Genomic DNA, 19,271 nt, shown 5'->3' on the forward strand with positions numbered 1-19,271 from the left:
TTGCGCCATCGAGGGGCTCGTCTGGGCGGCCTGCCCGGACAGCTACGACCATCCGCATACGCTGTTCTACATGGATCCGCCGTATTGGGAGACCGGGGGCCATGGCGTCATGTTCCCCTGGGCGCAATACGAGTGGATGGCCTGGCTGAACTGAGCAATATCGACGAGTTCCTCGATCTGATCCAGAGTGTGCGCAACAACCTGTTTGCGGAGCGCGCCAAGCTCTTGGAGACGTTGCCGAGTCACCAGCCGTAGAGCCAGAGGAACTGGAAGCTGGGGCGGGCCGCTTCAGTCTGCCGCGAAAAGCCGCACGGAGCGTGACAAATTACCGGTCTCGCCACGGCCGCTAGCAGCCACCGCAGTCTTTTGGTTGACTGGTGGACCATGCCCGCGCCGATAAGATGCCGCAGGATCGCCGCTCGGCCGGTCGAAAAGGGAGAGAACTCATGTCAACGATCGGTCAGTTGACCCGCCATGTCCTGCGCCCCGCACGCCAACCGACGACAAATAATTCTTCAAGGAGGTCGCATGGCAGTTCAAATTGACACAGACGGAATGATCATTCACGCGAGAGTGCGCAGTGCTCGCAGCCAAATCATTGAACGGGGCAGGCGGAGCGTTCCTATCACCGGCATCATCGTGCACCAGACCGATGCGGATACTGCAGCATCCTCGCTGAGCAGTTACACACGTCCCAAGGCCAATGGCGCACACTTTCTCATCGACACCGATGGAACCATTTACCAGACGGCCGCGATCTACCAGCGCACGAATCATGTTGGGCCATTGAGGGCGAGGTGCCTTCTCACGGGCAGTTGTATGCCGGCATACGGCCCAAAAAATTCAGGTGTAGACGCGATGCACCGCATTGAAATGACCAAACCGCCTAGCGACCGCTACCCGAGCAATATGGAAGCCGTCGGAATTGAGATGGTCGGCAGAGCCAGGTTGCCACTGGGCTTCAGGGACCCAGACCCTCGCAAGCAGCGATCTGCGGAACAGCTACGCGGGGAATTTGGCATCTACGACACGCCAACCGCAGCTCAAAATCAATCGCTCTCGTGGCTTGTCAAGGCACTTGAAGACTCCATGCAGATCGCGCCGGGCGAGGTTTTTCGTCATCCAGATGCCAGCAGGAAGAACCCAACGGAGGCGCAGGGAGCGAATTGGAATCTCCCCGTCACGGCCCCATGAACAAGACCAACATCTTGGCAGTCGCGCTGTTCTTGGCATCAGCGGTCTGCGCCACTCACGCGGCTGACAAGCGATACCCTGTCGCATATGTGAAGAAGATTGAAATCACCGAACCTTCGATCCGGTCCGCTTGGGAAAGGAAGGATTTCCTGGACTGTGACGACGTTGTCTTGACCGAAGACGACGTTCTCTACGCATTACGTCACATGCGGAGGGTCTCCGAAAAATCTTATTACAGCGAAGATACGGAGAGGACGGGATGCCTAGGGGGCGCACGAGTCTTTTTTAAGAATGGCAAGGCCATCACTATCGGCATTGAGCCCTCAGGCCGAATAAACACATTTGAGCTGAATGCAAAACTGGAGCCCGCTGGTCGTCCAGAGACCTACTACGAATGCGAGCCCTGCGCGTCACGAAAGATGGCACTTCTCAAAGACGCCCTGAATCGGGCAGATGAACGCCGACTCAGACGACTGGAGGCAGAAGGCCAGATTCCCCCAGGTCAGGCAGAACCACGGCTCAAGGCGCTGCGAGAAAGTCGCGAGCCCAAACCATCCAAGAACTGAAACGCGCACGGCCTGAATTCCCGTGCCAGGGTATTCAGGCACCGGACCAAACATCGCGCTACTCAGAAACGACGAGGGCGGACAGAAGCCGCCTTCTTTCGCTTCAGGCCTTCTTGCCGCGGCGCCGGTCGATGAAGGCGATGACCTCGCCCATGATGCCCCTGCGGAATGCCAGCACGCAGATCACGAAGATCAGGCCCGTGACCATGGTGACCGACTCGCCCAGCGTATTGAACCAGTCGACACCGGTGAGGCGCGCCATGAAGCTGCCGAAGTCGCCCACCTTGTTCTCCAGCAGCACCACGACCGCCGAGCCCACCAGCGGACCCGACAGCGTGCCAAGGCCGCCCACCAGCGTCATCAGGATCACGTGGCCCGAAGCGGTCCAGTGCACGTCGCTCAGCGAAGCGAAGCCGAGCACCAGCGTCTTCAGCGAGCCCGCCAGGCCCGACAGCGCGGCCGAGATCACGAAGGCCAGCAGCTTGAAGCGGTTGACGTCGTAGCCGAGCGAAATGGCGCGCGGCTCGTTCTCCTTGATGCCCTTGAGCACCTGCCCGAACGGCGAATGCACCGTGCGCGCAATGAGCAGGAAGGCCGCAACCACGATCACCAGCGCGACGTAGTACATCGTGAGGTCGTCGCGCAGGTCGACGATGCCGAAGAGCTTGCCGCGCGGCACGCTCTGCAGCCCGTCCTCGCCGCCCGTGAACGGTGCCTGCAGCGCGACGAAGTACATCATCTGCGCCAGTGCCAGCGTGATCATCGAGAAGTAGATGCCCTGGCGGCGGATGGCCAGCCAGCCGAACACCAGGCCCAGCAGCGCGCCGGCCAGCGTGCCCATGACGAGGCCGAGTTCGGGCGTGAAATGCCAGACCTTGAGCGCCTGGCCCGTGAGGTAGGCCGAGCCACCGAGGAACGCGGCATGGCCGAAGGACAGCATGCCGGTATAGCCCAGCAGCAGGTTGAAGGCGCAGGCAAAGAGCGCAAAGCACAGCACCTTCATCACGAACACCGGATAGAAGCCGATGAAAGGTGCCGCGATGAGTGCCAGCAGCAGCACCCCGTAGACGACGAGCGATATTTTCTTCATGGACTTCACTTCTCGCTGCCGAACAGGCCCGCGGGGCGGATCAGCAGCACCACGACCATGATCACGAACACCACGGTGGCCGAAGCCTCCGGGTAAAACACCTTGGTCAGGCCCTCGATCACGCCGAGCCCCAGCCCCGTGAGGATGGCGCCCATGATCGAGCCCATGCCGCCGATCACGACCACCGCGAACACGATGATGATGAGGTTCTGCCCCATCAGCGGCGAGATCTGGATCACCGGTGCCGCGAGCACGCCGGCAAAGGCCGCCAGCGCCACGCCGAAGCCGTAGGTCAGCGTCACCATCAGCGGCACGTTGACGCCGAAGGCCTCCACCAGCCGCGGGTTCTCGGTGCCCGCGCGCAGGTAGGCGCCGAGCCGCGTCTTCTCGATCGCATACCAGGTGGCAAAGCACACCACCAGCGATGCGACGACCACCCAGGCACGGTAGTTGGGCAGGAACATGAAGCCCAGGTTGGTGCCGCCGCTCAGCGCCTCGGGGGTGTTGTAGGCCAGGCCCGACACGCCGTACACCGAGCGGAAGCCGCCTTCGATCAGCAGCGTGAGGCCCAGCGTGAGCAGGAGGCCGTAGAGGTGGTCGAGCTTGTAGATCCAGCGCAGCAGCAGCCGCTCGATCAGCACGCCGAACAGGCCGACGATCAGCGGCGCCACCGCCAGCATGACCCAGTAGTTGACGTTGAAGTAGTTCATCGCCATCCACGACAGCACCGCACCCATCATGAACAGCGCGCCATGCGCGAAGTTGATGACGTTGAGCAGCCCGAAGATCACCGCCAGCCCCAGGCTCAGGATCGCGTAGAACGACCCGTTGACCAGCCCCAGCAGGAGCTGGCTCAACAGGGCAGGCATGGAAATATTCATCGTGAATGGAATCGAGGTTCAGAAAGGAGGCAGCGGCTTCGCGCGGGGGCCGCCGCGTACGGCCGGCTCCCGCTCAGGCAACGGTTACTTCCAGAGTGCGCAGGTGCTTTCTTCCTTGGTCGTGTAGACCTGATCGCCCGGCACCTTCTTGACGATCTTCAGCAGGTCCCACGGGCCCTTGGATTCCGAAGGCTTCTTGACCTCGGCCAGCAGCATGTCGTGCACCATGCGGCCGTCGGGGCGGATCACGCCCTTGGCGTAGAAGTCGTTGATCGGGGTCTTCTTGAGGTGCGCCATGACCTTGTCGGCATCGGTGCTCTTCACCGCCTCCACGGCCTTGAGGTAGGCCATGGTGGCCGAGTAGTCGGCCGCCTGGATGTCGGTCGGCTTGTTCTTGGTCTTGGCTTCGTAGCGCGCGGCCCACTTGCGCGACTCGTCGTCGGCGTCCCAGTACCAGCTGGTGGTGTGCAGCAGGCCCTGCGTGGCCGGCAGGCCCAGGCTCTTCACGTCGGTGAGGAACACCAGCAGGCCCGCGACCTTCATCGACTTGTCGATGCCGAACTCCTTCGATGCCTTCATCGAATTGATGAAGTCGCCGCCGGCATTGGCCAGGCCCAGCACCTGGGCCTTGGAGTTCTGCGCCTGCAGCAGGAAGGAAGAGAAGTCCGACGCATTGAGCGGCGCCCGCACCGTGCCCACCACCGTGCCGCCCTTGGCCTTGACCACCTTGGCGGTGTCGCCCTCGAGCGCATGGCCGAAGGCATAGTCGGCCGTCAGGAAGAACCAGCTCTTGCCGCCGGTGTCGACCACTGCGCCGCCGGTGCTCTTGGCGAGCGCGACGGTGTCGTAGGCGTAGTGCACGGTGTAGGGGCTGCACTGCGCGTTGGTGAGCGCCGAGGTGGCCGCGCCGTTGGTGAAGAACACGCGCTTCTTTTCCTGTGCCACCTTGGCGGTGGCCAGCGCCACGCCCGAATTGGTGCCCGCGAAGATCATCGTGGCGCCCGCGGTGTCGATCCACTCGCGCGCCTTCGAGGCGGCGATGTCGGGCTTGTTCTGGTGGTCGACGCTCAGCACCTCCACCGGCTGGCCGAGCACCTTGCCGCCCATGTCGTCGATGGCCATCTGGATGGCGGTTGCACCGCCCTTGCCTTCCAGGTCGGCGTACAGGCCGGACAGGTCGCTGATGTAGCCGATGACGACCTTCTCCTGCGCCTGCACGGCATGGCTCGCAAGACCCGCGGCCCCGAGCATGAGGGCAATGATTTTGAGCTTGGTTTGCATGGTGTCTCCTGGAACGGTTGAGAGAGTCAACAAAAAAATGAATGGACGCGGCCGCGGCTACACGCCCAGCAGCTCGCTGAGCACGGGCATCTTGGCTTCGAGTTCCTTGGCGCCGAAGGCCTCGACCATGCGGCCGTGCTCCATCACGTAGAAGCGGTCGGCCAGCGGTGCGGCAAAGCGGAAGTTCTGCTCCACCATCACGATGGTGTAGCCCTTGCCGCGCAGCGTGTGGATCATGCGGGCGAGCGCCTGCACGATGACGGGCGCGAGGCCTTCGGAAATCTCGTCGAGCAGCAGCAGCTTGGCGCCGGTGCGCAGGATGCGCGCCACCGCCAGCATCTGCTGCTCGCCACCCGACAGCCGCGTGCCCGGGCTGTTGCGGCGCTCGGCCAGGTTGGGGAACATCTCGTAGATCTCGGCCACCGACATGCCCTGCCCTGCGCCCCTGGCGTTCTTGAGCGTCGGCGGCAGCAGCAGGTTCTCCTCGGCCGAGAGGCTCGCGAAGATGCCGCGCTCCTCGGGGCAATAGCCGATGCCCAGGTGCGCGATGCGGTGCGTGGCCATGCCGATGGTCTGCACGCCGTTGACTTCGATGCTGCCCTTGCGCGAGCCGGTCAGGCCCATGATCGCGCGCAGCGTGCTGGTGCGCCCCGCGCCGTTGCGCCCGAGCAGCGTCACGACCTCGCCGGGCTGCACCACCATGTCGACGCCGTGCAGCACGTGCGATTCGCCGTACCAGGCGTGGAGACCTTTGATTTCCAAGGCAGCGGTCATGTCAATGTGCCCCTTGAAGCTGGCCGTCGGTGGTGCCCATGTAGGCCTCCATCACCTGCGGATTCCTCGAGACTTCCGCGTACGGCCCTTCGGCCAGCACGGCGCCGCGCTGCAGCACCGTGATGGTGTCGGCAATGGTCGAGACCACGCTCATGTTGTGCTCGACCATCAGGATGGTGCGGCCGGCGGACACGCGCTTGATGAGTTCGGCCACGCGGTGCACGTCTTCATGGCCCATGCCCTGCGTGGGTTCGTCGAGCAGCATCAGTTCGGGGTCCATGGCCAGCGTTGTTGCGATCTCGAGCGCGCGCTTGTGGCCGTAGGGCAGGTTCACCGTGAGCTCGTCGGCCTCGTGCGCCAGGCCGACCTCGGCCAGCAGTTCGCGGGCACGTGTGTTGAGCGGCTCGAGCGATTTCTCGCTCTTCCAGAAGTGGTACGAGGTGCCGAGCGCGCGCTGCAGCCCGAGGCGCACGTTCTCCAGCAGCGTGAGGTGCGGAAACACCGCCGAGATCTGGAACGAGCGGATGATGCCGCGCCGCGCGATCTGCGCCGGCCGCTCGCCCGTGATGTCGTGCCCGTTGAACAGGATCGTGCCGCTGGTGGGTTCGAGAAACTTGGTGAGCAGGTTGAAGCAGGTGGTCTTGCCGGCCCCGTTCGGGCCGATCAACGCATGGATCGAGCCGCGCACCACCGAGAGATCGACCTTGCTGACCGCAGTGAACCCCTTGAATTCCTTGGTGAGCTGGCGTGTTTCGAGGATGACGTCGCTCATCTCGCGAAGTCGCCCGGGTACCGAGAAGATTGCTGGGTCATGCGGTCCATCTTTGTTGCGTAATTGTTAACGCGGACCGATTGTTCGTGGCCGTCTCCCGCTTGCATACTGGGGCAAATGCCTATGCTGCAGTGCAACCTGCCTTCGGCGGCTGTCTCCGGCAGCGCACGACTGTCGTCACAATGACAATGACTCATCGGTTCGAACCCCTACGCCCATGCCGAACTTCCGCTCGCCCGAATTCCTGATCGGCCACATCCTGCACACGCTGGCCTTCTATGAGCCGGTCAGCCGCGACCCATCAGGCGGCTTCTTCCACTTCTTCAAGGACGACGGCACGGTGTACGACCGGCGCACGCGGCACCTCGTCAGCAGCACGCGCTTCGTCTTCAACCATGCGATGGCGTACCGGCGCTTCGGCGATCCGAAGCACCTCGACGCTGCGCGCCACGGCCTGGCGTTCGTGCAGCGCGCGCATGCGCAGCCCGGCGGCGGCTACGCGTGGCAGATCGACTGGCACGACGGCCGCGCCACCGTGCAGGACGGCACGCAGCATTGCTACGGCCTGGCCTTCGTGCTGCTCGCGCATGCGCATGCGCTCATGGCCGGCATCGAAGAGGCGCGCGCGGGGCTCGAAGACACGTGGCAGCTGATGGAACGGCATTTCTGGGAGCCTCGGCACGCGCTCTATGCCGACGAGGCCACCCCCGATTGGCATGTGGGTGCGTACCGCGGCCAGAACGCCAACATGCACGCCTGCGAGGCGATGCTTGCGGCCTTCGAGGCCACGCAGGACGCGCGCTACCTCGATCGCGCGCTCGCGCTCGCGGAGTCGGTCACGGGCCGGCAGGCCGCGCTGGCCGGCGGGCTGGTCTGGGAGCACTACCGCGACGACTGGTCGGTCGACTGGGACTACAACCGCGGCGACAAGAGCAACATCTTCCGGCCCTGGGGCTTCCAGACCGGGCACCTGACCGAGTGGGCCAAGCTCCTATTGCAGTTGGAGCGCGCGCTCGTTGCCGCGGGCCGCGACGCGGATTGGGCCGTGCCGCGCGCCAGGCACTTCTTCGACACCGCGATGCTCCGTGGCTGGGATGCGGCGCATGGCGGCCTCGCCTACGGATTCGGCCCCGATGGCGCGGTGTGCGACGGCGACAAGTACTTCTGGGTGCAGGCCGAGAGCTTTGCCGCCGCGGCCCTGCTGGCGGCGCGCACCGGCGATGCCGGCTACTGGAACTGGTACGACCGCATCTGGGCCTACAGCTGGGCGCATTTCGTCGACCACCGCCATGGCGCGTGGTACCGCATCCTCGCGCCCGACAACCGCAAGATCAGCGACGAAAAAAGCCCGGCCGGCAAGACCGACTATCACACCACGGGGGCGTGCTACGACGTCTTGCGGGCACTCGGCGCCTGAAGAGGAACGCGTGCCCTCAATGAGCCCCGGCGGCCGCATCGCCGCCGGCACCGCCGCGCTGCGGCCTGGCCAGCCACACCAGCGGAATCAGCAGCAGGAAGAGGATCGCCGACGCATAGAAGATGTCGTTGGTGGCCAGCATGAACGACTGCTGGTCGACGATGCGGTTGATCTGGCCCATCACCTGCTCGGTGCTCAGGCCGCTGCTCGCCAGCCCAGACATTGCGCTGGCCGCCGCGTTGTTTCCCTGGTTCACCGACTCCGCGAGCTGCGAGTGGTGCAGCGCCGCGCGGTTCTCCCACAGCGTGGTGGTGATCGACGTGCCCATGGCGCCCGCGGTGATGCGCAGGAAGTTCGACAGCCCCGACGCGGCCGCGATGCGGTCGGGCGTGAGGCCCGACAGCGTGATGGTCACGAGCGGGATGAAGAAGAACGCCATCGCGATGCCCTGGATGATCGTCGGGATGATGATCGTCACGAAGTCGGCCTGCGTGTTGAAGTTCGAGCGCATCCACAGCACCAGCGCAAACACCAGGAATGAAAACGTGGCGTAGCGCCTCGGGTCGATCTTGGCCACCGTGAGCCCGACCAACGGCGAGAAGAAGATGGCCAGCAGCCCCACCGGCGCCATGATCATGCCGGCCTGCGTGGCGGTGTAGCCCATCCACTGCTGCAGCCACAGCGGCAAGAGCACCACGTTGCCGAAGAACAGGCCATAGGCAATGGCCGTGGCCACGGCGCCCGACCAGAAGTTGCGGCGCTTGAAGAGCGACAGGTCCACCACCGGGTGCTTGTCGGTCAGCTCCCAGATCAGGAAGAAGGCGAAGCCCACCACCGCGATCACAGCCATCGTGACAATCTCGGGCGAGTGGAACCAGTCGAGCTCCTTGCCCTTGTCGAGCATGAGCTGCATCGCGCCGACCCACAGCACCAGCAGTGCGAGGCCGATGGCGTCGATCGGTACCTTGTGCGTGCTGCTCTCGCGCTTGCGGTAGAGCGCCCAGGTGATCGCGGCCGCGACGATGCCGACCGGGATGTTGATGTAGAAGATCCACGGCCACGAGATGTTGTCGGTGATCCAGCCGCCCAGCAGCGGCCCCATCACCGGCGCGACCAGCGTGGTCATCGACCACATCGCCATCGCGAGGCCCGCCTTGGCGCGCGGGTAGCTCGACAGCAGCAGCGTCTGCGACAGCGGAATCATCGGCCCCGCGACGAAGCCCTGCAGCGCGCGGAACAGGATCAGCGTGGTCATGTTCGGCGCCAGGCCGCACAGCAGCGAGGCGACCATGAACAGGATCACGCTCGCCATGAACAGGCGCACCTGGCCGAAGCGCTGCGTCATGAAACCCGTGAGCGGCACCGCGATGGCGTTGGCCACCGCGAAGCTGGTGATGACCCAGGTGCCTTGCGTGGTGCTCACGCCAAGGTCGCCCGAGATGGCCGGCAGCGACACGTTCGCGATCGACGAGTCGAGCACGTTCATGAAGGTGGCGGCCGACAGCGCGATCGTGCCCCAGACGCGGGCGGCGCCCTCGAGCGGCGGATGCGCGACGTAGGCGGGAGCAGCAGTGGCCATTGGCTTTGCCTCGGGAACCGTGAATGACGATCAGCCGGGATGGGACTGCGAAGCGCCGTGGGCCGCGGTTCCGGCCGTTGCCGCGGGCGTGGCGGAGCGGCCCGCCGCCGGCACTGCGGCGGCCGTCGGCGCGCCGCGGCCGAGATTCGCGGCCACGATGCGGTCGACTTCGGCATCGGCGCCGTGGTCGAGCTTGCTGTAGACCTGCGTCTGTGAAATGGCGGTGGCGCGCGGCGCGTCGGCCAGCATCTTGCCGCCCTTCTGCGAGATGTCGATCTCGGCGTCCATCGACAGGCCGATGCGCAGCGGGTTGGCCTTGAGCTGCTCGGGGTCGAGCGCGATGCGCACGGGCACGCGCTGCACCACCTTGATCCAGTTGCCGGTGGCGTTCTGCGCCGGCAGCAGCGCAAAGGCGCTGCCGGTACCCACGCCCAGGCCCGCGACCTTGCCGGTGTATTCGACCTTCTTGCCGTAGACGTCGGCCGTGAGCTTCACGGGCTGGTCGATGCGGATGTTGCGCAGCTGCACTTCCTTGAAGTTGGCGTCGACCCACAGCTGGTTCAGCGGCACGATCGACATCATGGGCGTGCCGGCGGCCACGCGCTGGCCAAGCTGCACGGTGCGCTTGGCGACGTAGCCGTCGACCGGCGCGGGCATGGCCACGCGCTGCGTGGCCAGGTAGGCCTCGCGCACCTTGGCGGCGGCGGCCTGCACGCTCGGGTGCTGGGCCACGCTGGTGCCTTCGGTCAGCGACTGGTTGCTGGCCAGCGCTTCGCGCGCGGCCACCACGCCGGCCTGCGCAGCGGCGAGCTGGCTCTTCGCGTTGTCGAGCGCCGTTTCGGCGTGGTTGAGTTCTTCCTTCGAGACCGCGCCGTTGCCCGACAGCGCGCGGCGGCGCTGCAGGTCGTCCTGCGCCTTGGCGATGTCGCTCTGGGCCTTGACGATGTCGGCCTGGCGCAGCGTGACTTGCGCGGCCAGCGAGCCGTTGTTGGCATAGAGCGTGCGCACCTGGCGCACGGCCTGCGCGAGCGCGGCCTCGGCCTGCTCGAGCGCCACCTTCGCATCGGCGGGGTCCAGCTGCACCAGCGGCTGGCCGGCCTTCACGAAGTCGGTGTCGTCGGCGTTGATGGCCATGACGGTGCCGGCGATCTGCGGCGTGATCTGGATCACGTTGCCCTGCACGTAGGCGTTGTCGGTGTCCTCGTAGTGGCTGGCCACCAGCCATTCGTAGAGGCCCCAGCCGCCGCCGGCGACGATCACCACGGCCGCCAGTGCGGTCAGCGCGCGGCGGCGCTTGCCGTTGCCGGCGGGTGCTTCGGGAGCTGCGGAAGCGTCGGTTGCAGCGGGCGTCGGAGTGTTGTTGTCGCTCATGATGGAGTTCTTTCCGAAGACGAAAAAAGTCGATTCAGTTCAGTTCAATGCAGCAGATGAGGCGGGCGCCGTGGCGGTGGCGGTTGCCGGCGGCTGCCAGCCGCCGCCGAGCGCGCGCGCCAGGCCCACCTGCGTGTCGAGCGCGCGCGCGGCCAGGTCGACCGCCAGCCGGCGCTGCGCGAGCACCGCGGTTTCGGCGGTCAGCACGTTGAGGTAGTTGCCCAGTCCCGCGCGATAGCGCTGCACGGCAATGTCGTAGGCCCCTTCGGCGGCGGCCTGCGCGGCGCGCTGTTCGGCCTGCTGGCGCGTGATCGACTGGGCGCTGGACACCTGGTCGGCCGCGTCATGCACCGCATCGAGCACGGTGGCGTTGTAGCTTTCGATTGCGGCATCCAGGTCGGCCGCCTTGCCGCGCAGGTTGGCGCGCAGTTGGCCGCCTTCGAAGATCGGCAGGTGGATCGCGGGGCCCACGCCCCACTGCTCGCTGCCCGACTTGAGCAGCTTGCCGAAACCCAGGCTCTGGAAGCCGACGAAGGCCGTGAGGTTCAGGTTGGGATAGAACTGGGTCCTGGCATTGGCCACGTCGCTGGTGGCGGCCTCGACGCGCCAGCGCGCGGCGGCGATGTCGGCGCGGCGGCCCAGCAGGTCGGCCGGAATGCTGGCCTGCAGCGCCATCGGCTTGACGGCTTCGAGCATCGGCGGCTTGAGCGATGCGGACACATCGGGCTGGCCCACGAGCGCATCGAGCGCGTGCTGCTGCAGCGCGATCTGCTCGCCGAGGGCTTCGATCTGCTGGCGCGCTTCGGGCAGGCCGCCTTCGCTCTGGCGCAGTTCGAGGCGGGTGTCGAGGCCCGCGGACACGCGGTCGCGCACCAGCTTGAGCGTTTCCTCGCGCTGGGCCAGCGTGCGCCGCGCCACGCCGAGCTGTTCGTTCAGGCGCGCCCACTGGAAGTAGCTGCGCGCCACGTTGCTGGCCAGCAGCACGCGCGCGGCATCGGCATCGGCCGCCGCGGCGTTGGCGGCGCCGATGGCGGCTTCGAGCGCAGTGCGGTTCTTGCCGAAGAAGTCGAGCTCCCAGCTCGCGCCGAGCTGCAGCAGGCCGATGTTCTGCGTGGAGCCGCCGAGCGGCTCGGGGTAGATGTAGTTGCTGTTGAACTTCTGGCGGTTCAGGTCGAGTTCGCCGTTGACCTTGGGCTTCAGCGCCGCCCCGGCGATGTCCGCGGAAGCCTGCGCGCGCGCGAGCCGCGCCCGCGCCACCTGCAGGTTCGGATTGCCGGCCACGGCCTGGTCGATCAGCGCGTTGAGCTGCGCATCGCCAAAGGCGAGCCACCATTGGCGCTCGAGGGCCGGCACGGCGGCGGCGCTGCGGTCCGCGGCAATGCCGAGCGACGCGGCGTCGCGCAGCCGGGCCTCGGAGCCGATGCCGGCCATGTCGGCACAGCCGGCCAGCGCAGCCACGAGCAGCACGGCGGCAACGACGGGAGTGCGGCGCACGGCGCGCGCGGCAAGGGATTCAGTCATTTTTATCTCCACGGGCCGCCAGGGCCTGGGCGTTGTCGAGAATGCGGCGCAGGTAGCCCTTGAGCTGCTCCCACTCTTCCCTGGTGAAGCCCGCCAGGTGCTCGTTCTGCACGCGGCTCAGCACGTACGGCACTTCCTGGGCGGCGGCACGGCCTTCCTCGGTGAGCTCGATGTTGACGACGCGGCGGTCTTCGAGCGAGCGCACGCGGCGGCACAGGCCCTTGGCCTCGAGGCGGTCGAGCAGGCGCGTCATGGCACCGGCGTCGAGCTCGCAGGCCCGGGCCAATTCGGCCACCGTGGTGGCTGCGCCGACGTGCAGCTTGTACAGCGGCAACCATTGCGGAAAGGTGGGACTGCCGGGCTCGCACATACGGGTTTCTACCGCCTGGGCCACCGCGCTCAGGATGCGGCGCATCAAGTACCCGATGCTTTCCTCGGCCTTGTAGGTCTCGGCACGGTAGAAATCGACCGGCCGGCGCTCGGTGTCGCCCGAGGCTGGCGGGACTTGCGGATTGTCTGCATCGCTCATGGGTCAAAATATTAATTGTCTGGGCAATTATTGTCAAGGCCACCTTTGCGATGGCAAGGGTCGGTAGAATCCGGGCCATGGCTTCTTCCCCTCCGTCTTCACCGGCCAAGGGCTCGCCCCGATCGCTGTCGGGCCTGAGCCCTTTTCTTCGGCCCTACCGCGTCCAGATCGTGCTGGCGGGCATCTTCCTGGTGATGGCCGCCATCACCACGTTGGTGTTTCCGCTGGCACTGCGCAGCCTGATCGACGGCGGACTGGTGAGCACCGACAAGGGCGCGCAGACCATGGCGCTGCGCGAGCACTTCGGCGCCCTGTTTGCAGTGGCCGTGGCGCTGGGCCTCTTTTCGGCGGCGCGCTTCTATACGGTGAGCTGGCTCGGCGAACGGGTCACGGCCGACCTGCGCAATGCCGTCTACGGCCATGTGCTGCGCCAGAGCCCGGCGTTCTTCGAAACCACGCAGACCGGCGAAGTGCTGTCGCGCCTGACGGCCGACACCACGCTGGTCCAGACGGTGGTGGGTTCGTCGCTGAGCATGGGCCTGCGCAATGCCGTCATGGGCGTGGGCGCGCTGGCGGTGCTGATCTGGACCAATCCTTATGTGATGGTCCAGGTGCTGGGCATCCTGGTGCTGGTGGTGCTGCCGAGCATGTGGTTCGGCCGGCGCGTGCGCAAGCTCTCGCGCGCGAGCCAGGACCGGGTGGCCGATTCGAGCGCCATCGCGGCCGAGGTGCTCAACGCGATTCCGGTGGTGCAGAGCTACACGGCCGAATCGCGCGAGGCCGGCCGCTTCAATGCCTCGACCGAAAACGCCTTTCGAACCGCCGTGCGCCGCACCAGGGCGCGTTCGGTGCTGGTGGCCTTCATCATCATCGCCACCTCGGCGGCGCTGCTCTGGGGCCTGTACCAGGGCACGCAGGCGGTGCTGCGCGGCGACATCACGGCCGGCCACCTGGGCCAGACCGTGGTCTACGTGGCCATTCTTGCGAGTGCGACCGCGGTGCTCGGCGAGGTCTATGGCGACCTGCTGCGCGCGGCCGGCGCAACCGAGCGCCTGATGGAACTGCTGCATGCCCCGGCGGCCATCGTTTCACCGCCCAACCCGGCGGCTGCACCCGTGCCCGTGGCGGGCAGCGCCGTCAAGCTCGAGGCGGTGACTTTCCACTACCCCTCGCGGCCCGGCACACCGGCGCTCAAGGACTTCAGCCTCGACATCGCGCCCGGCGAAACAGTGGCCCTGGTGGGATCGAGCGGCGCCGGCAAGAGCACGGTGTTCCAGCTGCTGCTGCGCTACTACGATCCGCAGTCGGGCGGCCTGCTGCTCGACGGCGTGCCGCTGGCCTCGCTCGCGCTGCCCGAACTGCGCACCCGCATCGGCCTGGTGCCGCAGGACGCCGTGATCTTCTCGGCCAGCGCCTTGGAGAACATCCGCTACGGCCGTCCCGACGCGACGGCCGACGAGGTGCATGCCGCCGCCCGCGCGGCCTTTGCGCACGATTTCCTGCAGGCGCTGCCCGAGGGCTACGACACTTTCCTCGGCGAACGGGGCGTGCGCCTGTCGGGCGGGCAGCGCCAGCGCATCGCGATTGCGCGCGCCATCCTCAAGAACCCGCCGCTGCTGCTGCTCGACGAAGCCACGAGCGCACTCGACGCGGAGAGCGAGCGCATGGTGCAGGCAGCGCTCGAATCGGCCATGGAAGGCCGCACCACGCTCGTGATTGCGCACCGCCTGGCCACCGTGCAGAAGGCCGACCGCATCATCGTGCTGGACCATGGCGGCATCGTCGAACAGGGAACGCACGCCACGCTGGTGGCGCAAGGCGGGGTCTATGCCCGCCTGGCGGCCCTCCAGTTCACGGCCTGAACCAGCGGCGGCAGGCTGCTGCTACTGCAGCGTTTCCTTGAGCGCCGCGGGAATGGGCAGGGCCATCACCGGAATGCCCTCTTCGAGCAGCGCCTCGGTCTGCTCGCGGGTCGCCTGGCCGCGGATCCCGCGCTCTTCGGCTTCGCCGTAGTGCATCCTGCGTGCCTCGTCGGCAAAACGGTCGCCCACGTCCTCGGTCTTTGCGAGAACCTCGCGCACGGCGCGCATCCAGCGGGCCTCCGGAGATTGTTCGGCCGGTGCCTGGGCCTTGGCGGGCGCTGGAGATGCCGATGGCGATGTTGCAGCGCCCTCTGCCGGCGCCTTCGCGTTGCCCAGGTTCAGGCGCGGCGCGCTCAGCAGCTTGACGATGCGCGTGTCGGCGCACACCGGGCATTCCACCAGTCCGGCGGCAAGCTGGGTTTCGAAAGCTTCATTGGACGCAAACCAGCCTTCGAAGCCGTGGCCATGCGAGCAGCGCAGATCGAGAACCTTCATGCGCGGATTATCCCGCGCCGCCCTGCGAAGCGGTGGCTTGCCAATCGAGTGACCATGCACCCGAAAGAACGTTCTGCAGCCACAGCGTGCAGGTCAGCGACTTGGCATCGGTGAGCGTGCCGTCGCGGCACCAGAGCGCAACTTCGGCCGGCGTGGCCGTGAACACGTCGAGAAACTCGCCGTGGTCGAGCTGCCGCTTCCCGAGCGACAGGCCGCGCGCAAAGTAGATGTGGATGATCTCGGTGGAATACGCCACGGCCAGGTGCATGGCGCCGGCGTAGGCCCATTCGCCCGCGGTGTAGCCGGTTTCCTCGAGCAGTTCGCGCTGGCCGCACACCAGCGGGTCTTCGCCCGCATCGAGCTTGCCGGCCGGAAACTCGACCATCACATGCCCGACCGGATAGCGGTACTGCCGCTCCAGCACCACGCGGCCGTCGTCGAGCAGCGGAATCACCACCACCGCGCCCGGATGGATCACGTACTCGCGCGTGGCGCTGTGGCCGTCGGGCAGGCGCACGGTGTCGCGGCAGACCTGGAGGAAATTGCCCTTGACCAGCACCTCGCTGGCCGTGCGTTCTTCCTTCAGGTGCGAATCGGCAATGGGAGAAGTCATGTCGGTCATCCGTGCCTGTGCTTCATGAGGTAGCGCCAGGTGAACCCTGGAAAGGCCAGCACGATGAAAAGCGCGCCGGTCACCGCATAGAACTCCCAGCCTTGGGGGGCGATCTGCCCTGCCCGGCTTTCGAACAGCAACCCCACGCCGCCTGCGACGAAGTACAGCACCACCAGTTCGGCGAGCCGCACCGCCAGCGGCTTGGGCCGCGTGGCCAGCGGCACGACGCCGAACAGCCGGTCGTTGAAGAACGGCAGGTTGGCCGCCACCAGCGCCACCAGCAGAACGACCCAGACCGATGCGGTTTGCGACACCGTGGGCAGGCCGGGGTCAGTTCGCCAGGGTGGCCACGATGGCCTTGGCGCACAGCGTCATGAGGCCGCCGGGAACGATGCCCAGCACGAGGATCAGCAGGCCGTTGATCGACAGCACGGTGCGCACGTCGCGCGGCGCCGACACGGTGCTGGCCGTGACCGGAGCGTCGAAGTACATGACCTTGACCACGCGCAGGTAGTAGAAGGCGCCGATCAGCGACATGATCACCGCGAACACCGCCAGGCCGATGTAGAGCGCCTGGCCCGAGGCGATCAGCGCCTGCAGCACCGCCAGCTTGGCGTAGAACCCGACCAGCGGCGGCAGGCCCGCGAGCGAGAACATCGCGATGGCCATCACGCCGGCGTACAGCGGGCTGCGCTGGTTCAGGCCGGCCAGGTCGGTGATCTCTTCGCTTTCGAAACCTTCGCGCGCCAGCAGCAGGATGATGCCGAAGCTCGCCAGCGTGGTCAGCACGTAAGTCACGATGTAGAACATCGAAGCGCTGTAGGCGAACTGTGCGTTGTAGGTGTTGCCGTTGACCACGCCCGCCACCAGGCCGAGCAGCATGAAGCCCATCTGCGCAATGGTCGAGTAGGCCAGCATGCGCTTGAGGTTGGTCTGCGCGATGGCGGCCAGGTTGCCCACCAGCAGCGAGGCGATGGCCAAGAGCGCCAGCATCTGCTGCCAGTCGATGGCCAGCGGCAGCAGCCCTTCCACCAGCAGGCGGATGATGATGGCAAAGGCGGCCAGCTCGGGCGCCGCGCCGATCAGCAGCGTGACCGCCGTCGGAGCGCCCTGGTAGACGTCGGGCACCCACATGTGGAAAGGCGCCGCACCCACCTTGAAGGCCAGGCCCGCCACGATGAACACGAGGCCGAACACCAGCACCTGGTGGTTCACCTTGCCGCTGGCGATGATCTTGAACACTTCGTTGACGTCGAGCGAACCGGTCGCGCCGTACAGCATCGACAGGCCATAGAGCAGGAAGCCGCTGGCCATGGCGCCGAGCACGAAGTACTTCATGGCCGCCTCGCTGGCCACCGCGTTGTCGCGGCGCAGCGCCACCAGGGCGTAGCTCGACAGCGTGAGCAGCTCGAGGCCCAGGTAGATCAGGAGGAAGTTGCTGCCCGAGATCATCACGAACATGCCCAGCAGCGCGAACATGCCGATGGTGAACATCTCGCCGCCGCGCAGCATGTCGCGGTCCGCCGCATAGGGCCGTCCGTAGACCAGCGTGACCATCAGGGCTACCGTGGCAAAGCACTTGAGCCAGTTGCCCATGGGGTCGCTCACGACCATGCCGCCGAAGCCGTAGACCGTCTTGCCCTCGTTGGCGGCAAGGCCGGTCAGCACCGCCACCACGGCCAGCGTGAGCAGCGTCAGGATGTAGGTGCGCGTGCGCTGCGCACTGGTGCTCGACAGGTCGACCAGCGCAATGATGCAGGCCATGACCAGCAGCACGATTTCGGGGTAGATCGCGACCCAGCTGAGTTTGTCAATCATCTCGTTCTCTTCTTCAGCGTGGCATCAGGAGGGCAGCTTCGAGATCGCCACGTGGCGAAGAAGCTCGGTCACGGAAGCGTCCATCACGTCGGTGAACGGCTTCGGATGGATGCCCATCCACAGCACGGCAATGGCCAGCAGCGACAGCATCAGGAATTCGCGGGCATTGATGTCGGTAAGTTCCTTGACGTGGTCGTTGCCGACCGGGCCGAGGTACACGCGCTTGTACATCCACAGGGTGTAGGCCGCGCCGAAGATCAGCGCGGTGGCAGCGCCGGCGCCGATCCAGAAGTTGGCCTTGACCGCACCCAGGATGACCATCCACTCGCCCACGAAACCAGCGGTGCCCGGCAGGCCGCAATTGGCCATGGCGAACAGCAGCGCGAACGCGGCGAACTTGGGCATGGTGTTGACCACGCCGCCGTAGTCGGCGATCTGGCGCGAATGCACGCGGTCGTAGAGCACGCCGATGCCAAGGAACATGGCGCCCGACACGAAGCCGTGGGCAATCATCTGCACGATGCCGCCGGACACGCCCAGGTCGTTGAAGATGAAGAAGCCGAGCGTCACGAAGCCCATGTGGGCAACCGACGAATAAGCCACGAGCTTCTTCATGTCTTCCTGCACCAGCGCCACCAGGCCGACGTAGATCACCGCGATCAGCGACAGCGCGATCATGAGCCAAGCCCATTCGTGCGAGGCGTCGGGCGCGATCGGCATCGAGAAGCGCAGGAAACCGTAGGCGCCGAGCTTCAGCATGATCGCGGCCAGCACGGCCGAGCCGCCGGTCGGCGCCTCGACGTGCACGTCCGGCAGCCAGGTGTGGACCGGCCACATCGGCACCTTGACGGCAAAGGCGGCAAAGAACGCGAAGAACAGGAAGGTCTGCGCCGTCGAGCCCAGCGGCAGCTTGTGCCAGCTCAGGATGTCGAAGCTGCCGCCCGACTTGTTGTACAGGTAGATCAGCGCCACCAGCATCAGCAGAGAGCCGAGCAGGGTGTAGATGAAGAACTTGAAGGCCGCGTAGATCTTGTTCGGGCCGCCCCAGATGCCGATGATGAGGTACATCGGGATCAGCGTGGCTTCGAAGAACACGTAGAACAGGATGCCGTCGAGCGCGGCAAACACGCCGATCATGAAGCCCGAGAGGATCAGGAACGCGCCCATGTACTGGTTCACGCGCTCGGTGATCACTTCCCAGGCCGAGATCACGACCACCACGGTGATGAACGAGGTCAGCAGCACCAGCCAGAGCGACAGGCCGTCGACACCCAGGTGGTAGTTGACATTGAAGCGCGCGATCCAGCTGCCCTTTTCGACGAACTGCATCGCGGCGGTGCCGTTCTCGAAGCCCGTGTAAAGCGGCACGGTCACCAGGAAGCTCACGATCGCGCCGACCAGCGCGACCCAGCGCACGCCCCTGGCATGCTCGTCACGGCCGAACGCCAGCAACGCGACACCGAATGCGATCGGCACCCAGATGGCAAGGCTCAACAAACCCATTTTTG

Annotated in this window: 18 protein-coding genes and 1 pseudogene; 5 read left to right on the forward strand and 14 right to left on the reverse strand. The window is 66.1% G+C overall.

Annotated elements, in window-relative coordinates; translation table 11 throughout:
• Positions 1–7: 7 nt before the first annotated feature.
• The 3 genes and pseudogenes from RZE77_RS18195 to RZE77_RS18205 form a co-directional block, all read left to right on the forward strand.
• Positions 8–142: pseudogene (locus RZE77_RS18195) on the forward strand (DNA adenine methylase); the annotation flags it as partial.
• Positions 143–528: 386 nt separating this feature from the next.
• Entirely contained in the window at positions 529–1,194 is a 666-nt protein-coding gene (locus RZE77_RS18200; RefSeq protein WP_319438655.1) for a peptidoglycan recognition protein family protein, read from the forward strand.
• Positions 1,191–1,760, forward strand: coding sequence for a hypothetical protein (locus tag RZE77_RS18205; RefSeq protein WP_319438656.1), 570 nt, complete (start codon positions 1,191–1,193; stop codon positions 1,758–1,760). Before RZE77_RS18200 ends, RZE77_RS18205 begins: the two co-directional genes overlap by 4 nt.
• Positions 1,761–1,863: 103 nt before the next feature.
• Here RZE77_RS18205 and RZE77_RS18210 read toward each other — a convergent pair whose 3' ends face one another.
• The 5 genes from RZE77_RS18210 to RZE77_RS18230 form a co-directional block, all read right to left on the reverse strand.
• On the reverse strand, positions 1,864–2,850 hold the full coding sequence (locus tag RZE77_RS18210; protein WP_319438657.1) for a branched-chain amino acid ABC transporter permease: 987 nt from the start codon (positions 2,848–2,850) through the stop codon (positions 1,864–1,866).
• A 5-nt stretch (positions 2,851–2,855) separates the two neighbouring features.
• Complete coding sequence (locus RZE77_RS18215) at positions 2,856–3,731, reverse strand: branched-chain amino acid ABC transporter permease (RefSeq protein ID WP_021008140.1); 876 nt, start codon at positions 3,729–3,731, stop codon at positions 2,856–2,858.
• A gap of 84 nt (positions 3,732–3,815) precedes the next feature.
• Positions 3,816–5,012 carry an ABC transporter substrate-binding protein gene (locus RZE77_RS18220; protein ID WP_124961619.1) on the reverse strand — a complete coding sequence of 399 codons (1,197 nt, stop codon included), beginning with the start codon at positions 5,010–5,012 and terminating at the stop codon, positions 3,816–3,818.
• A gap of 57 nt (positions 5,013–5,069) precedes the next feature.
• The gene (locus RZE77_RS18225; RefSeq protein WP_319426780.1) at positions 5,070–5,786 is read right to left on the reverse strand and encodes an ABC transporter ATP-binding protein; all 717 of its coding nucleotides are present in this window, start codon (positions 5,784–5,786) and stop codon (positions 5,070–5,072) included.
• Position 5,787: 1 nt separating this feature from the next.
• Positions 5,788–6,558 (reverse strand): ABC transporter ATP-binding protein, encoded by a 771-nt coding sequence (locus RZE77_RS18230; protein WP_319426782.1) that lies wholly within the window; start codon positions 6,556–6,558, stop codon positions 5,788–5,790.
• 217 nt (positions 6,559–6,775) lie between these two features.
• On the opposite strand from RZE77_RS18230, the gene RZE77_RS18235 reads away from it, so the two are divergent.
• Complete coding sequence (locus RZE77_RS18235) at positions 6,776–7,975, forward strand: AGE family epimerase/isomerase (RefSeq protein ID WP_319438658.1); 1,200 nt, start codon at positions 6,776–6,778, stop codon at positions 7,973–7,975.
• Positions 7,976–7,991: 16 nt separating this feature from the next.
• Here RZE77_RS18235 and RZE77_RS18240 read toward each other — a convergent pair whose 3' ends face one another.
• The 4 genes from RZE77_RS18240 to RZE77_RS18255 are packed head-to-tail and all read right to left on the reverse strand — an operon-like array spanning position 7,992 to position 12,975.
• On the reverse strand, positions 7,992–9,554 hold the full coding sequence (locus RZE77_RS18240; protein ID WP_319438659.1) for a DHA2 family efflux MFS transporter permease subunit: 1,563 nt from the start codon (positions 9,552–9,554) through the stop codon (positions 7,992–7,994).
• A 30-nt stretch (positions 9,555–9,584) separates the two neighbouring features.
• On the reverse strand, positions 9,585–10,925 hold the full coding sequence (locus RZE77_RS18245; protein ID WP_319438660.1) for an efflux RND transporter periplasmic adaptor subunit: 1,341 nt from the start codon (positions 10,923–10,925) through the stop codon (positions 9,585–9,587).
• Positions 10,926–10,964: 39 nt separating this feature from the next.
• Positions 10,965–12,446 carry an efflux transporter outer membrane subunit gene (locus RZE77_RS18250; protein WP_319438661.1) on the reverse strand — a complete coding sequence of 494 codons (1,482 nt, stop codon included), beginning with the start codon at positions 12,444–12,446 and terminating at the stop codon, positions 10,965–10,967.
• On the reverse strand, positions 12,439–12,975 hold the full coding sequence (locus RZE77_RS18255) for a MarR family winged helix-turn-helix transcriptional regulator (protein WP_124961626.1): 537 nt from the start codon (positions 12,973–12,975) through the stop codon (positions 12,439–12,441). Before RZE77_RS18255 ends, RZE77_RS18250 begins: the two co-directional genes overlap by 8 nt.
• Before the next feature lie 77 nt (positions 12,976–13,052).
• On the opposite strand from RZE77_RS18255, the gene RZE77_RS18260 reads away from it, so the two are divergent.
• Positions 13,053–14,837 carry an ABC transporter transmembrane domain-containing protein gene (locus tag RZE77_RS18260; protein ID WP_319438662.1) on the forward strand — a complete coding sequence of 595 codons (1,785 nt, stop codon included), beginning with the start codon at positions 13,053–13,055 and terminating at the stop codon, positions 14,835–14,837.
• Positions 14,838–14,858: 21 nt separating this feature from the next.
• On the opposite strand, the gene RZE77_RS18265 is transcribed toward RZE77_RS18260, so the two are convergent.
• Genes RZE77_RS18265 through RZE77_RS18285 form a run of 5 tightly spaced genes read right to left on the reverse strand, consistent with a single transcriptional unit; the run spans position 14,859 to position 19,266 of the window.
• On the reverse strand, positions 14,859–15,332 hold the full coding sequence (locus RZE77_RS18265) for a DUF1178 family protein (protein ID WP_319438663.1): 474 nt from the start codon (positions 15,330–15,332) through the stop codon (positions 14,859–14,861).
• A gap of 7 nt (positions 15,333–15,339) precedes the next feature.
• Complete coding sequence (locus RZE77_RS18270; protein WP_405546108.1) at positions 15,340–15,945, reverse strand: NUDIX domain-containing protein; 606 nt, start codon at positions 15,943–15,945, stop codon at positions 15,340–15,342.
• Positions 15,946–15,950: 5 nt separating this feature from the next.
• Positions 15,951–16,259 (reverse strand): DUF2818 family protein, encoded by a 309-nt coding sequence (locus RZE77_RS18275; RefSeq protein WP_319438665.1) that lies wholly within the window; start codon positions 16,257–16,259, stop codon positions 15,951–15,953.
• A gap of 16 nt (positions 16,260–16,275) precedes the next feature.
• Positions 16,276–17,763, reverse strand: a complete 1,488-nt coding sequence (gene nuoN / locus RZE77_RS18280) for an NADH-quinone oxidoreductase subunit NuoN (protein WP_319426794.1) — start codon at positions 17,761–17,763, stop codon at positions 16,276–16,278.
• 24 nt (positions 17,764–17,787) lie between these two features.
• Positions 17,788–19,266 carry an NADH-quinone oxidoreductase subunit M gene (locus RZE77_RS18285; RefSeq protein WP_319426796.1) on the reverse strand — a complete coding sequence of 493 codons (1,479 nt, stop codon included), beginning with the start codon at positions 19,264–19,266 and terminating at the stop codon, positions 17,788–17,790.
• Between the last annotated feature and the right edge of the window lie 5 nt (positions 19,267–19,271).

Origin of the sequence: Variovorax sp. SPNA7 (assembly GCF_033807855.1) — a bacterium.
Classification (GTDB): domain Bacteria; phylum Pseudomonadota; class Gammaproteobacteria; order Burkholderiales; family Burkholderiaceae_C; genus Variovorax; species Variovorax beijingensis.